Below are 14053 nucleotides of genomic sequence, written 5' to 3' on the forward strand. Positions count from 1 at the left end.
CGCGGACCTTCAAGGTCCACCTCCATGATCTCAAGCGGCTTTCCGGCGGCAACGGCTACGGCGGCACGCGTTTTCATGAGGCACTTCCTCCCAAGGCAGTCGAAAAAACTTCATGTTCCAGCGGACGTGAAGTCCGCCGGGCAACAAAAAATACCGTTTCCAAGCCGTAGTGAGGTCGCGATAATCGAACGGTCTCCCTCATAAGTCTATTCTACCAAGGTCCCCCCACCCTTCCAGCCGCTTCAAAGTGGCTGTCCGGTAGACATGTTGTTCGATCTCGCAGATCAATTGGAAGCTTTCCGCGCAGTTTCGGCATGCCGTGCTCCGCTTGATCGCCGGCCGCCTTCCCGGCGGCGAATAGGACTAAAGCAGAAGTGACAGGTCAGCTTACAAGGTTTGATAAATCCAACACTTCCGCTAATTTCTTCGCGGGCACCTTGGCTTGGCGCTGGTCCGATAGGATTGGACTCGGCACGAGAGTGGGTAATGTTTTCGATGACGAGCGCGGTGCCGAGCACTCTCACGACCTTTTTGTGCTTCCTTTTCCTGGCCGCCAATTTTTCCGGTGCGGCGGCCCAGGAAGCGGCGAGCAAGCAACCGGCCGCGACGGCCAAGCCTGAAAAGAAGATCACCGAAATCAAGATAGGTTATTTGCGCGCATACGCGCCGCAGCTGACGCTTTCCCTGCTCGACCTGCCGCCAAGGGACGAGGGCCTTGCCGGCGCCAAGGTGGCGATTGGCGACAACAATACGACAGGAGCATTCCTCGGCCAGAAATTCAGCCTCGACATCACCGAAATAAAACCGGACGCCGATGCGGTTCAGGCATTCGACGACCTGATCGCCAAGGGCGACCGCTATGTGGTTGCGGACCTCCCGGCCAAGCAGCTGCTGTCCATCGCCGACATCGCGCGCGACAAGGGCGTGCTGATCTTCAACATCGGCGCCACCGACGACAGTCTGCGCGAGGAGGACTGCCGCATAAACGTCTTCCACATCGCGCCGACGCGCAGCATGCTGGCCGACGCGCTGGCGCAGTATCTCATGGTCAAGAAATGGCCTAACTGGGTGCTGCTCTACGGCTCGCATGAGCAGGACCACCTCTACGCCGATGCGTTGCGCCGCGCGGCTGCCCGTTTCGGTGGCCAGATCGTGGCGGAGAAGGAGTTCAAGGACACCGGCACCGCCAGGCGAACCGATACGGGCGCCACGCAGATCCAGCAGCAGATTTCCGTGTTCACGCAGGACCTGCCTGAGCACGACGTGGTGCTGGTCGCCGACGAGAGCGAGGTATTCGGAACCTATGTGCCCTACCGCACATGGACGCCGCGGCCGGTCGCGGGCACGGCCGGACTTGTCGCATCGTCATGGCACCCCGCGAGCGAGCAATGGGGCGGCATCCAGATGCAAAGCCGCTTCCTGAGGACCACGGGCCGGCGAATGTTGTCCAAGGACATGTCGGCCTGGACGGCCGTGCGGGCCGTCGGCGAAGCCACCACGCGCACCAATGGCGACGATCCTAAAAAAATCAGCGACTACATCCGTTCGGATGATTTCTCGGTCGCCGCCTTCAAGGGCCAGAAGCTGACCTTCCGCAAATGGAACCTCCAGCTGCGCCAGCCGATCCTGCTCAGCGACGCCAAGTCGGTCGTCTCGACTTCGCCGCAGGAGGGCTATCTCCATCAGGTTTCCGAGCTCGACACGCTCGGCGTCGACCAACCGGAGACCAAATGCGCCCTTAAGTAGAAAGCAATCGGGAGGAGTTTCGGTGCAAGGACGAACTTGTGCACTAGCCATTCTCGCGGCCGGTCTGATGACCGGTCCGGCATCGGCCTATACGGCCTATGTCTCCAACGAGAAGGACAACACCATGACCGTCATCGACACGGCGGTGATGAAGGTGATCAAGACCGTCGATGTCGGCCAGCGGCCGCGCGGCATCACGATCTCGCCCGACGGCAAGTTCGTCTACCTGTGCGCCAGCGACGACGACACGGTCCAGATCATCGATACGTCCAGCCTTGAAATCGTGGGCACGCTGCCCTCTGGGCCCGACCCTGAACTGTTCGTGCTCTCGCCCGACGGCAAGACGCTTTATATCGCCAACGAGGACGACAATCTGGTGACTGTCGTCGACGTCGCGAGCAAGGCGGTGCTCTCGGAGATCCCGGTCGGCGTCGAGCCGGAAGGCATGGGCGTCAGCCCAGACGGCAAGACCATGGTCAACACCTCCGAGACCACCAGCATGGCGCATTTCATCGACACGCAAAGTCATGAGGTGACCGATAACGTGCTGGTCGACACGCGCCCGCGCTTCGCCGAATTCAAGCCCGATGGCTCGCAGGTCTGGGTCAGCGCCGAGGTCGGCGGCACGGTAAGCGTCATCGACAACGCCAAGCGCCAGGTCGTGAAGAAAATCCAGTTCGCGATCAATGGATTGCGGGCTGAAACCATCCAACCCGTGGGCATCGCCATAACCGCCGACGGCAAGAAGGCCTATGTCGCGCTCGGTCCGGCAAACCATGTCGCGGTGATCAACACCGAGACCTACGAAGTGGAGAAATACATCCTTGTCGGCCAGCGCGTCTGGCATCTGGCCTTCACCCCCGACCAGAAGACGCTGATCACCACGAACGGCAACTCGAACGACATCACCTTCATCGACACGGCGACCGATGAACCGGTCCAGTCGCTCACCGTCGGCCAGCAGCCGTGGGGCGTGGCCATATCGCCCAACTAGCGATGCTCCAAGCAAGCCAGGAGGTTCGTTCCATGACGATCAACCGCACGATTGCCTTCGCCGTTCTGGTTGGACTGGCGGTTGCTCCGCTCGCGGCCAGTGCCGACGACAATGCGCTGAAGGTGACGCGATCGAGCAAGAACCTCCCCGAGCTGGTCCTGGGCTCGGACAAATCCAGCTACGACGTCAACCGGGCGGATTTCGAACTGGTCGCCGGCCAGGGCTACCGCTGGAAGATCACGTCTCACGGCGGCTTCGAATACAAGTTCATGACCGATCTCTGGCGAAACGTCTGGATCGACCAGATCGTCATAAACGATCTCGAAGTGCATATGGCCGGCGCACCAGCCTGGCTCGAATTCGACGATGCGGGAACCATATTGGTTCAGTTCCACACCGTGCGGCCCGGCGAATACACCTGGTCCGTCTCCGACCTTGCCGACAAGGGCCTCAAGGGAAAGATCACGATCAAATGAAAACGGCAAATGAGGACCGGGCACAGATGAGGACAAGGTGATCGGCGTGCAGCATGTACGGACAGGCGGACCGGGAAATGAGGTGGCGGCGCTCGACGTCGCCGGTGTCAGCCATTCCTACGGTCCCAAGCGGGCGCTGAACAACGTGTCCTTCTCGATCGCGCCGGCGACTTTCACCGTTCTGCTCGGCCTCAACGGCGCCGGCAAGACAACCTTGTTCTCGCTGATCAGCCACCTTTACGACACGCGCCACGGATCGATCCGCATCTTCGGCAACGACATCCGCCGCGCTTCCGGCGAAGCGCTCAGATGTGTCGGCATCGTGTTCCAGGCACGCACCCTCGACCTTGACCTCAGCGTGCACCAGAACCTCTCCTACCACGCCTCGCTGCACGGCATCGGCGGACGCGAGGCCCGGCAGCGCATCGCGGCCCTGCTCGAAACGGTCGACATGCGGGGTCGCGGGCATGACAAGGCCCGCTCTCTCTCCGGCGGCCAGATGCGACGGATCGAGATCGCCAGGGCGCTGCTGCATCGCCCCGCCCTGCTGCTGCTCGACGAGGCGACCGTCGGCCTCGACATCCAGTCGCGCGCCGGCATCCTGGCCACCATCCGTAGGCTGGTCGAAACCGAAGGCATCGGCGTTCTGTGGGCCACGCATCTGATCGACGAAGTCGACGACGGCGACCATGCCGTCGTGTTGCGACAGGGCAACCTTGTCGCCAGCGGCACGGTGTCCGATCTCATCCAGGCCAACGGCGCTGATTCGATCCGCGACGCTTTCTCGAAGCTCAACCGCGCAGAGGCGGCCGGCATTGCGGAGATCTCGCCGTGAGCGCCTCCGCAATGCCGCAGAAGGTCGCCTCCGTCACGCCGGTGAGGTCCGGCGCGTTCGGCCTGCGCCACTATCTCATCTGCCTCAAGGGCGTCGTCCTGCGCGAGTGCCTGCGTTTCCTGCATCAACGCGAGCGCTTCATCTCCTCGCTGGTCAGGCCGCTCGTCTGGCTGTTCATCTTCGCCGCCGGCTTTCGCCAGGTGCTCGGCGTCTCGATCATCCCGCCCTACAAGACCTACGTCCTCTACGAGGTCTACATCACGCCCGGCCTGTGCGGCATGATCCTTCTGTTCTCGGGCATGCAGTCATCGCTGTCGATGGTCTACGACCGCGAGATGGGCAATATGCGCACCCTTCTCGTCAGCCCGTTTCCGCGCTGGTTCCTGTTGGTGTCGAAGATGCTCGCCGGCGTCGCCGTTTCGATCGCGCAGGTCTACGCGTTCCTGATCGTGGCCTGGTTCTGGGGCGTCAAGGCGCCGCCGCTCGGCTACCTGTTCGTGCTGCCGGCGTTGTTTTTGTCGGGCATGATGCTTTGCGCGCTCGGGATGCTTTTGTCCTCGGTGATCAAGCAGCTCGAGAACTTCGCCGGCATCATGAACTTCGTCATATTCCCCGGCTATTTCGCCTCGCCGGCTCTGTATCCGTTGTGGCGCATCCAGGAAGCCAGCCCTCTCCTCTACAAGATCTGCGTCGTCAATCCGTTCACCTACGCGGTCGAACTGATCCGCTTCGCCTTTTACGGGCAGGTCGATTGGCTGTCGCTGGGCGTCGTCGCCGGATGCACGCTGCTGTTCCTGGCCGGAGCCATCATCGCCTACGACCCTTCACGCGGCCTGATGACCCGCAAGCAGGATACGGGAGGAAATGCCTGATGACGCGATTGGCCTTTGCTCGCGGCCTTGTTGTGGTCGCCATGCTCGCGCCGGGCGCAAATGCCAAGGCGGCGACCGTCGATCCGGACTGGCCGTGTGTCCAGCGCAAGGTGCCGCAATTGTCGCTCGGCCAGGTCTGGAACGGAGCCGACCTTCCGCCTTCGGCCAAGGACTGGTCAAACGACGCCTCGGTTTCCGCCCTTGTCGAGGACGTTGCGGCACGGCGGCTGCCGATCGCCGACGCAGAGAAGAAGATCAGGGATTTTGCGGCATCGCTGCCGGCCGAGCAGCTTGCACCGAAAATGGCGATGCTCGTGCAGGGTATGTTCGACCACATGGACGCCGAGCGTTCGCATGTGATTTCCGGCATTTCCCGTTATGCCCACAGGCAGCTCGAAATGGCCGCCGACTTGCGCAAGCAAGCCTCCGATGTCGATGCGTTGCGCGCGAAGCCCGACGCGGATCAGGACGAGGTCGAGCGGCGGACCGACCAGCTGACTTTCGCGACGCGGATCTTCACGGAGCGCGCCCAGTCCCTGACCTATGTCTGCGACGTGCCGACGATAATCGAGCAGCGGCTTTATCAGCTGGCCAAGACCGTCTCGGGCACGCTTGCCGCGAAGAAATAACCTCTCCGGTCAACTGCTCCGGCCGGGCAGCACGCGCCAGCGCTGCACGAAGTAGCCAGGATGTGTGTCCAGCCAATGCGCGACCAGCGGCTGTGCCTGCATGAAGGCCACTCCGGGATTCATGGCCAGACCGTCCGCCATTTCCTCGCGTTGCTCGCAATTCTGCGGTACGCCCGTCATGCAGACCATCATCACGATTGTATAAAGCATTGCCCCTTCCCCTTCGAAATCCCGAACCCCACGCCGGGACGCATAGCGATTGTCTGCAGGGTTTGGCTGCCCTGCTGCCCTACCATTCCATTAGCAATAAGCAATATAACATGCGGGCTGGCCGATCACCATGGCGGTGACCCATTGCTCACGCCCTTTCCGAACCTTTCGCACGATCTCGACGGCCGGTATGTCAGGCGTTTCACTTGGACCTTGCAGGCGTTCTCGCTTGCCGTGCCGGCGCTGCTTCATCTACTTCGGCGTGCGGATACAATTTGCCGAACAGGGGCAGGTAGGTCGCGCCCTTGCGCATCAGGAAATCGTTGAAGGTCGCCATCGCCGGCGAGATCACGTGATCGGTGCGCATCACCGAAAACCATTGCCGGCGGATCGGCATGCCGGCCACGTCGAGAATGACGAGCCGGCCGGCTTCCGTCTCTGCGGCGATGGTGTGGGCGGAGATGAAGGCGATGCCGAGACCTGCCATCACCGCCTGCTTGATCGTCTCGTTCGACCCCATCTCGACGCCGAGATCGTCGATCCGGCCGGGCACGTCGCTCAGGAATATCTCCAGCGAGATGCGCGTGCCCGAGCCTGGCTCGCGGATAAGGAAATGCTCCTCGGCGATCCTTTCCTTGGAAATGTCGCGTGCCGAAACCAGCTTGTGCTCGGGCGGCGCGATGATGACCAGCGGATGGTCGCCGAAGACGGAAGCACGCACCGAAACTTCCTTGGGCGGACGGCCCATCAGCGCGATGTCGATATCGTGGTTCTTCAATCTGTCGATCGTTTCGGCGCGATTGCCGATGGCAAGCCGCATGTCGATATCGGGATGCTCCTTCATGAAGCCGGCCATCAGCCGCGGCGCGAAATATTTGGCGGTGGAAACGACGCCGAGCCTCAGGCTGCCGGTGCGCACGCCTTTGATGGCGTCCATCTCGTCTTCGAGCATGCGCAGCCGCTCGTCGATGGCCTGCGCTGCCTCGACGAAGGCCAGCCCTGCGGCGGTGGGACGCATGCCGTCCGACGTCCGGTCGAACAAGGCCAGTTGGAACTCGTCCTCCACCTGTCGCAACTGGATCGTAACCGCTGGAGGAGAAAGGCCTAACACCTTGGCCGCGCTCACGATTTTTCCGTGACTGACGATGGCCTGGACGGTCTTCAATTGCTTGAGCGTGAGGTTTCTCATGGGCTATACTAAATTAATTTTAGTGCCGAGGTAAAGTTATTGAATTTTACTTAGCGTGGATCGTTTGGTTTCATCTCTCCATCCGGCCTCGAGGGATATGGCCGGACCGGGAGGTTACGATGCCAGCGGCAACGCTCGACGCTTTTCTGAACTCCTATCTCGGCGACCAGCCGGACGAACGCCGATCCGCGGTCGTTGCGACCATCCGGCAGTTCACGCAAGCCGCCACCAAGGTCCGCAATGCCATCAACCAGGGGGCGCTCGGCGTCGCTTTTGCCGGGACCCACGGCGCCAATGCCGATGGCGATGTCCAGAAGGATCTCGACGTCTTCGCCGACGACATCTTCCTCGACGCCATGCGTCGCGCCCCGGTCGCGCTCTATGCCTCCGAGGAGCTGGAGCAGCCGGTACTGCTCGACAGGCAAGCCCCCCTCGCCGTCGCCATCGACCCGTTGGACGGCTCTTCCAACATCGACACCAACGTGTCGGTCGGAACGATTTTCTCGCTCCTCCCTGCAACTGGCGCGCCGGATGTCGATCCGGCCGCCTCCTTTTTACAGGCAGGCGTGAGCATGCTTGGCGCCGGCTTCTTCATCTACGGGCCGCAGTTGGCGCTCGTTCTGTCGCTCGGCAGCGGCACGCACGTCTTCGTGCATTCGACCCGGCTGGGCACCTTCGTCCAGGCCTACGAAAGCCGGATCATCCCCGAGCGGACCCAGGAGTTCGCCATCAACGCCGCCAACTACCGCCACTGGGACGAGGCCGTGCGCCTCTATGTCGACGACTGCCTGGAAGGCACCGAAGGTCCAAGGGAGAAGGATTTCAACATGCGCTGGATCGCCTCGTTGGTTGCCGAATGCTATCGCATATTAATGCGCGGCGGCGTGTTTCTGTATCCCGGCGACCAACGCCGAGGTTACGGCCAGGGCCGGCTTCGGCTGGTCTATGAGGCCAACCCGATTGCCTATCTGATCGAACAGGCGGCCGGTGCCGCGACCGACGCGATCACCCGCATCCTGGAAATCGAACCCGAGAGCCTGCATCAGCGCGTGCCCGTGGTCTTCGGATCCTCGCGGGAAGTCGCGCGCATCGCCCGCTACCACACCGAACCCAGCGCCATCGGCGAGCGTGCGCCGCTGTTCAGCCGCCGCGGACTCTTCAGGGCCTGAGCGGAAACCATGTCGGCGAAGCACCCCATCATCACCATCACCGGATCGTCGGGCGCGGGCACGACCTCGGTCAAGCGCATCTTCGAGATGATCTTCCGGCGCGAGAACATCGAGGCTGCCTTCATCGAAGGCGACGCCTTTCATCGCTACGATCGCGCCGCGATGAAGGCGGAGGTCGCCGCGCAGGAAAAGGCAGGCAACCCGAACTTCACCCATTTCCATGCCGAGGCCAACGAGCTGGAGATCCTCGAGGGGGTTTTCGAGGAATATGGCCGCCGCGGGAGCGGAAGGACCCGCACCTACGTCCATGACGAGGACGAGGAGAAGCAGTACGACACGCCGCCCGGTCATTTCACCGAATGGCGCGAATTCGCGCCAAGCGACCTGCTCTTCTACGAAGGCCTGCATGGCTGCGTCGTCACCGACAAGATCAACCTGGCCAGGCACGCGGACCTCAAGATCGGCGTCGTGCCGGTCATAAATCTCGAGTGGATCCAGAAGATCCATCGCGACCGCGCTACGCGCGGCTATTCCACCGAGGCGGTGATGGACGTGATCCTGCGCCGCATGCCGGACTATGTCCGCTACATCGTCCCGCAATTCTCGCAGACCGCGATCAATTTCCAGCGCGTGCCGATCGTCGACACGTCCAACCCGTTCATCGCGCGCTGGATCCCGACCCCCGACGAATCGATGCTGGTCATCCGCTTCGCCAATCCTCGTGGCATCGACTTCCCCTACCTGCTTTCAATGATCCACGACTCCTTCATGTCGCGGCCAAATTCCATAGTGGTGCCAGGCAACAAGCTCGACCTTGCCATGCAGTTGATCCTGACGCCGCTCATCCTGCAATTGATCGAACGCAAGAAACGTGTGTCGTGAGGAGGATGCCATGACCAGCCTGGCAGCATTGAAGTCCGCCGCAGCCGTGTCCGAGCGCGATATGGCGAACGCCATCCGCGCGCTGGCCATGGACAGCGTGCAGAAGGCAAGCTCCGGACACCCGGGCATGCCGATGGGCATGGCCGATGTCGCGACGGTATTGTTCAGCCGCTTCATCGCCATCGACCCAGCGGCGCCGGACTGGCCCGACCGCGACCGCTTCGTGCTTTCGGCCGGGCACGGCTCGATGCTGCAATATGCGCTGCATTACCTGCTCGGCTACCAGGACATGCCGATCGAGGAGTTGCAGCGGTTCCGTCAGCTGGGCAGCCGTACCGCCGGACATCCGGAGCATGGCCACGCGCTCGGCATCGAGACGACCACCGGTCCGCTCGGACAAGGCATCTCGACCGCTGTCGGCATGGCGCTGGCGGAACGCATGCTTGCCGCCCGCTACGGCGCCGATCTCGTCGACCACGACACCTACGTCATCGCCGGCGACGGCTGCCTGCAGGAAGGCATTAGCCACGAGGCGATCGACCTCGCCGGTCACCTGAGGCTCTCCCGCTTGATCGTGCTTTGGGACGACAACGCGATCTCCATCGACGGATCCACCTCGCTGTCGACATCGATGGACCAGCCGGCCCGGTTCAAAGCCGCCGGGTGGCATGTGCAGTCCGTGGACGGCCACGACATGGAAGCCGTCGCCGCGGCGATCGAGGCCGCGCGGCGGTCGGATCGGCCGTCGCTGATCGCCTGCCGCACGGTGATCGGCAAGGGCGCACCCAATCTCGGCGGTTCGGAAAAGACGCACGGCGCGCCGCTGGGCGATGCGGAGATCGCCGCGACGCGCGAAAACATCGGTTGGGCCCACGCGCCGTTCGAGGTGCCGGACGATATCCTGTCCACATGGCGCGAGGTCGCCGAGCGCGGGCAAGCGGCGCGCCGCGCCTGGGAACGGCGGCTTGCCGCCTCGCCACGGCGTCAGGACTTCGAGCGCGCGCTTTCCGGCAAGCTGCCCGGTGCGGTCTTCGAAGCACTGGACGCCTTTCGCGAGGAGCATGTCGAGAAGGCTTCCAAGGTCGCAACGCGCAAGGCCTCCGAAATGGCGCTCGCCGCGATCAACGACGCAACCGAGCTGACGGTCGGCGGCTCCGCCGATCTCACGCACTCGAACCTGACGATCACCAAAGGCATGGATCGCATAGCGCCTGGCGATTACGCGGGCCGCTATATTCATTACGGCATCCGCGAGCACGGCATGGCCGCGGCCATGAACGGCATCGCGCTGCATGGCGGGTTCGTCCCTTACGGCGGCACCTTCCTGTGCTTCGCCGACTATGCTCGCGGCGCGATGCGGCTCTCGGCGCTCATGAACCAGCGCGTCGTCTATGTGATGACGCATGATTCCATCGGCCTCGGCGAGGACGGCCCGACCCATCAGCCGATCGAGCACCTGGCGATGCTGCGGGCGACACCGAACCTCAACGTCTTCCGTCCGGCCGACATCATCGAAACGGCCGAGTGCTGGGAGCTGGCGCTGAAGAGCGGGAGGCGGCCGAGCGTGCTCGTGCTCTCGCGCCAGAACCTGCCGATGCTGCGCCAGGCGTACAGCCACGAGAACCGGTCCGGCCGCGGCGCTTACGTGTTGCGCGAGCCATCCGGACACCGCGCCGTGACGCTGATCGCCACCGGCTCGGAAGTCGAGATCGCCGTCACTGCCGCGGAGCGGCTGGAAACCCAGCACGGCCTTGCCGCGGCAGTCATCTCGATGCCGTGCTGGGAATTGTTCGAGGAACAGGAAGCCGACTACCGCAAGTCCGTCCTCGGTTCCGCGCCGCGCATTGCCGTCGAGGCAGCCGCCCGTCTCGGCTGGGACCGCTGGATCGGCGACACCGGCGCTTTTGTCGGCATGACCGGCTTCGGCGCCGGCGCGCCCGCACCGGACCTGTACCGGTATTTCGGCATCACACCCGAAGCCGTCGTCGCGGCGGCACTGAAGCTCATCATCTAGGAGGACCGACAATGGCCCGCATCACCCTTCGCCAGCTTCTCGACCATGCCGCCGAGCACGGCTACGGTGTGCCGGCATTCAACATCAACAACATGGAACAGGGCCTCGCCATCATGGAGGCGGCCAGGGCCTGCGATGCGCCGGTGATCATCCAGGGCTCGCGCGGCGCCCGCTCCTATGCCAACGACGTCATGCTGGCCAGAATGATCGAGGCGTTGACCGAGATCCATCCAAGCATTCCATTGTGCATCCACCAGGATCACGGCAACAACGAAGCCACCTGCCTTTCGGCGATCCGCCACGGCTTCACCTCGGTGATGATGGACGGATCGTTGCTGGCGGACGCCAAGACCCCGGCGAGCTACGACTACAACGTCGCCATCACCGAGCGCGTCGCGCGCATGGCGCATTGGGTCGGCGCTTCCGTCGAGGGCGAGCTCGGCGTGCTCGGCTCGCTGGAAACCGGCCAGGGCGAAGGGGAGGACGGTCACGGCGCAGAAGGCGCCCTCTCCCATGAACAGCTGTTGACCGACCCCGATCAGGCGGTCGACTTCGTGACGGCCACCAGGGTCGACGCGCTGGCGATCGCCTGCGGCACCTCCCACGGCGCCTACAAGTTCACCCGCAAGCCCGATGGCGACATCCTGGCCATGCAGGTGATCGAGGCGATTCACGAGAAGCTGCCGAACACGCATCTGGTCATGCACGGCTCCTCCTCCGTGCCGCAGGACCTGCAGGACATCATCAACAAATATGGCGGCGAGATGCCCCAGACCTTCGGCGTGCCGGTCGAGGAGATCGAACGCGGCATCCGTCACGGCGTGCGCAAGGTCAACATCGACACCGATTGCCGCATGGCCATGGCCGGGCAATTCCGCCGCGTCGCGACACAGGATCCGCGCGAATTCGATCCGCGAAAATTCCTGAAGCCCGCCATGGACGCCCTGCGCGACCTCTGCCGCGATCGCTTCGAACGCTTCGGCACCGCGGGCAACGCCTCGAAGATCAAGGTCATCGCCATGGACGAGATGGCGAAACGCTACGCCGCGGGAAAACTCGACCCGCAGATCGCAACCGCGAAAGCCGCCTGAGCGGCGGTCCGCCAGAGAAGGAAAGGACCAACCTCATGCCCAACAAATCCGAGACCGTCACCGGCAAGGACCGCTACAGATCCGGTGTGATGGAATACAAGAAGATGGGCTATTGGGAGCCCGACTACGAGCCGAAGGACACCGACATAATCTCGGTGTTCAGGATCACCCCGCAGGACGGGGTCGACCCGATCGAGGCCGCCGCGGCAGTCGCCGGCGAATCCTCGACCGCGACCTGGACCGTGGTCTGGACGGACCGGCTGACGGCGAGCGAAAAATACCGCGCCAAGGCTTATCGGGTCGACCCCGTGCCGAATGCGCCCGGACAGTACTTCGCCTATATCGCCTACGACCTCGACTTGTTCGAGCCGGGCTCGATCGCCAATCTTTCGGCATCGATCATCGGCAACGTCTTCGGCTTCAAGCCGTTGAAGGCATTGCGGCTGGAGGACATGCGCTTTCCCGTCGCCTATGTGAAGACCTTCCAGGGTCCGGCGACCGGCATCGTCGTCGAGCGCGAGCGCCTCGACAAGTTCGGCCGCCCGCTGCTCGGCGCAACCGTCAAGCCGAAACTCGGCCTTTCGGGCCGCAACTACGGCCGTGTCGTCTACGAGGCACTGAAAGGCGGGCTCGATTTCACCAAGGACGACGAGAACATCAACTCGCAGCCCTTCATGCATTGGCGCGAGCGTTTCCTCTACTGCATGGAGGCCGTCAACAAGGCGCAGGCCGAGACGGGCGAGATCAAGGGGACCTATCTCAACGTTACCGCGGGCACCATGGAGGACATGTACGAGCGGGCCGACTTCGCCAGGGAACTCGGCTCCAACATCGTCATGATCGACCTCGTGATCGGCTACACGGCGATCCAGTCGATGGCCAAGTGGGCGCGCAGGAACGACATGATCCTGCACCTGCATCGCGCCGGACACTCGACCTACACGCGGCAGAAGAGCCATGGCGTGTCGTTCCGCGTCATCGCCAAATGGATGCGGCTTGCCGGCGTCGACCACATCCATGCCGGCACCGTGGTCGGCAAGCTGGAAGGCGACCCGGCGACGACCAAGGGTTATTACGACATCTGCCGCGAGGATTATAACCCGATGCGGCTGGAGAACGGCATCTTCTTCGACCAGCACTGGGCCTCGCTCAACAAGCTCATGCCGGTGGCGTCGGGCGGCATCCATGCCGGCCAGATGCATCAGCTCATCGACCTGCTCGGCGAGGATGTCGTGCTGCAGTTCGGCGGCGGCACCATCGGCCATCCGATGGGGATCACGGCCGGCGCTACCGCCAACAGGGTGGCTCTCGAAGCGATGATCCTCGCCCGCAACGAGGGCCGCGACTACCTGCGGGAGGGGCCTGAGATCCTCGAGCGTGCCGCCCGCTCATGCCTGCCGCTGCGACAGGCGCTCGACGTCTGGAAGGACGTGACATTCAACTACGCCTCGACCGACACGCCGGACTTCGTCCCGGTGGCAACGGCGGCCGAATAAGGAGACGGACAATGCGCATTACCCAAGGGGCCTTTTCCTTCCTGCCCGACCTGACCGACGACCAGATCCGCGCGCAGGTGCAATATTGCATCGACAACAAATGGGCCGTCAGCCTGGAGTTCACCGACGACCCGCACCCGCGCAACACTTATTGGGACATGTGGGGCCACCCGATGTTCGACAATCCCGACGCGGCGGCGCTGATGATGGAGCTGAACGCATGCCGCAAGCTCTATGGCGATCGCTATATCCGTGTCGTCGCCTTCGATTCCTCGCCCGGCTGGGAATCGGTGAAGCTCTCCTTCATCGTGAACCGCCCGGACGAGGAACCCGGCTATCGGCTCGACCGGCAGGAGGCAGCGGGCCGCATGATCCGCTACACCACAAGGCCCTACGCCGCCGACAGGCCGGCCGGCGCGAGGTACGGCTGATCATCGCGATAGGAGGAAA

The 14053-nt window shown here is 63.2% G+C and carries 14 protein-coding genes; 12 read left to right on the forward strand and 2 right to left on the reverse strand.

Annotated elements, in window-relative coordinates; genetic code table 11:
* Positions 1 to 495 precede the first annotated feature (495 nt).
* From FJ471_RS16550 to FJ471_RS16575, 6 genes are all read left to right on the forward strand, one after another.
* Positions 496 to 1746: an ABC transporter substrate-binding protein gene (locus FJ471_RS16550; RefSeq protein ID WP_140804905.1), complete on the forward strand. Its 1251-nt coding sequence runs from the start codon at positions 496 to 498 to the stop codon at positions 1744 to 1746.
* Positions 1747 to 1813: 67 nt separating this feature from the next.
* On the forward strand, positions 1814 to 2740 hold the full coding sequence (locus tag FJ471_RS16555) for a YVTN family beta-propeller repeat protein (RefSeq protein WP_181179461.1): 927 nt from the start codon (positions 1814 to 1816) through the stop codon (positions 2738 to 2740).
* Positions 2741 to 2772: 32 nt separating this feature from the next.
* Positions 2773 to 3216 (forward strand): hypothetical protein, encoded by a 444-nt coding sequence (locus FJ471_RS16560; protein WP_140804819.1) that lies wholly within the window; start codon positions 2773 to 2775, stop codon positions 3214 to 3216.
* Between the two features lie 82 nt (positions 3217 to 3298).
* Positions 3299 to 4051 (forward strand): ATP-binding cassette domain-containing protein, encoded by a 753-nt coding sequence (locus FJ471_RS16565; RefSeq protein WP_246684743.1) that lies wholly within the window; start codon positions 3299 to 3301, stop codon positions 4049 to 4051.
* 11 nt (positions 4052 to 4062) lie between these two features.
* Entirely contained in the window at positions 4063 to 4923 is an 861-nt protein-coding gene (locus FJ471_RS16570) for an ABC transporter permease (RefSeq protein ID WP_181179470.1), read from the forward strand.
* Positions 4923 to 5552, forward strand: a complete 630-nt coding sequence (locus tag FJ471_RS16575) for a hypothetical protein (RefSeq protein WP_140804823.1) — start codon at positions 4923 to 4925, stop codon at positions 5550 to 5552. The genes FJ471_RS16570 and FJ471_RS16575 overlap by 1 nt, the downstream gene beginning before the upstream one ends.
* 9 nt (positions 5553 to 5561) lie before the next feature.
* Here FJ471_RS16575 and FJ471_RS16580 read toward each other — a convergent pair whose 3' ends face one another.
* Positions 5562 to 5762, reverse strand: coding sequence for a hypothetical protein (locus FJ471_RS16580; RefSeq protein ID WP_140804825.1), 201 nt, complete (start codon positions 5760 to 5762; stop codon positions 5562 to 5564).
* A gap of 202 nt (positions 5763 to 5964) precedes the next feature.
* The gene (locus FJ471_RS16585) at positions 5965 to 6951 is read right to left on the reverse strand and encodes a LysR family transcriptional regulator (protein WP_140804827.1); all 987 of its coding nucleotides are present in this window, start codon (positions 6949 to 6951) and stop codon (positions 5965 to 5967) included.
* A gap of 119 nt (positions 6952 to 7070) precedes the next feature.
* On the opposite strand from FJ471_RS16585, the gene FJ471_RS16590 reads away from it, so the two are divergent.
* Genes FJ471_RS16590 through FJ471_RS16615 form a run of 6 tightly spaced genes read left to right on the forward strand, consistent with a single transcriptional unit; the run spans position 7071 to position 14034 of the window.
* Positions 7071 to 8120: a class 1 fructose-bisphosphatase gene (locus tag FJ471_RS16590; protein WP_140804831.1), complete on the forward strand. Its 1050-nt coding sequence runs from the start codon at positions 7071 to 7073 to the stop codon at positions 8118 to 8120.
* 9 nt (positions 8121 to 8129) lie between these two features.
* Positions 8130 to 9002 carry a phosphoribulokinase gene (locus FJ471_RS16595; RefSeq protein ID WP_140804833.1) on the forward strand — a complete coding sequence of 291 codons (873 nt, stop codon included), beginning with the start codon at positions 8130 to 8132 and terminating at the stop codon, positions 9000 to 9002.
* A 10-nt stretch (positions 9003 to 9012) separates the two neighbouring features.
* Complete coding sequence (gene tkt, locus FJ471_RS16600; protein ID WP_140804835.1) at positions 9013 to 11016, forward strand: transketolase; 2004 nt, start codon at positions 9013 to 9015, stop codon at positions 11014 to 11016.
* An 11-nt stretch (positions 11017 to 11027) separates the two neighbouring features.
* Positions 11028 to 12107 (forward strand): class II fructose-bisphosphate aldolase, encoded by a 1080-nt coding sequence (fba, locus tag FJ471_RS16605; RefSeq protein ID WP_140804837.1) that lies wholly within the window; start codon positions 11028 to 11030, stop codon positions 12105 to 12107.
* Positions 12108 to 12142: 35 nt separating this feature from the next.
* Positions 12143 to 13603, forward strand: coding sequence for a form I ribulose bisphosphate carboxylase large subunit (locus tag FJ471_RS16610; protein WP_140804839.1), 1461 nt, complete (start codon positions 12143 to 12145; stop codon positions 13601 to 13603).
* Between the two features lie 11 nt (positions 13604 to 13614).
* A complete protein-coding gene (locus tag FJ471_RS16615) occupies positions 13615 to 14034 on the forward strand; it encodes a ribulose bisphosphate carboxylase small subunit (protein WP_140804841.1) in 420 nt (139 codons plus the stop codon).
* Positions 14035 to 14053 lie beyond the last annotated feature (19 nt).

The sequence above is a fragment of the Mesorhizobium sp. B2-7-1 genome, from assembly GCF_006440735.1.
In the GTDB taxonomy this organism is placed as follows: domain Bacteria; phylum Pseudomonadota; class Alphaproteobacteria; order Rhizobiales; family Rhizobiaceae; genus Mesorhizobium.

Excerpts from the sequence above, each read along its gene's own strand:
- FJ471_RS16550 (WP_140804905.1), top strand. The coding sequence starts at position 496 with ATGACGAGCGCGGTGCCGAGCACTCTCACGACCTTTTTGTGCTTCCTT.
- FJ471_RS16570 (WP_181179470.1), top strand. The coding sequence starts at position 4,063 with ATGCCGCAGAAGGTCGCCTCCGTCACGCCGGTGAGGTCCGGCGCGTTC.
- FJ471_RS16615 (WP_140804841.1), top strand. The coding sequence starts at position 13,615 with ATGCGCATTACCCAAGGGGCCTTTTCCTTCCTGCCCGACCTGACCGAC.
- fba (WP_140804837.1), top strand. The coding sequence starts at position 11,028 with ATGGCCCGCATCACCCTTCGCCAGCTTCTCGACCATGCCGCCGAGCAC.
- FJ471_RS16610 (WP_140804839.1), top strand. The coding sequence starts at position 12,143 with ATGCCCAACAAATCCGAGACCGTCACCGGCAAGGACCGCTACAGATCC.
- FJ471_RS16590 (WP_140804831.1), top strand. The coding sequence starts at position 7,071 with ATGCCAGCGGCAACGCTCGACGCTTTTCTGAACTCCTATCTCGGCGAC.
- FJ471_RS16560 (WP_140804819.1), top strand. The coding sequence starts at position 2,773 with ATGACGATCAACCGCACGATTGCCTTCGCCGTTCTGGTTGGACTGGCG.
- FJ471_RS16575 (WP_140804823.1), top strand. The coding sequence starts at position 4,923 with ATGACGCGATTGGCCTTTGCTCGCGGCCTTGTTGTGGTCGCCATGCTC.
- FJ471_RS16555 (WP_181179461.1), top strand. The coding sequence starts at position 1,814 with ATGACCGGTCCGGCATCGGCCTATACGGCCTATGTCTCCAACGAGAAG.
- FJ471_RS16580 (WP_140804825.1), bottom strand. The coding sequence starts at position 5,762 with ATGCTTTATACAATCGTGATGATGGTCTGCATGACGGGCGTACCGCAG.
- FJ471_RS16585 (WP_140804827.1), bottom strand. The coding sequence starts at position 6,951 with ATGAGAAACCTCACGCTCAAGCAATTGAAGACCGTCCAGGCCATCGTC.
- FJ471_RS16595 (WP_140804833.1), top strand. The coding sequence starts at position 8,130 with ATGTCGGCGAAGCACCCCATCATCACCATCACCGGATCGTCGGGCGCG.
- tkt (WP_140804835.1), top strand. The coding sequence starts at position 9,013 with ATGACCAGCCTGGCAGCATTGAAGTCCGCCGCAGCCGTGTCCGAGCGC.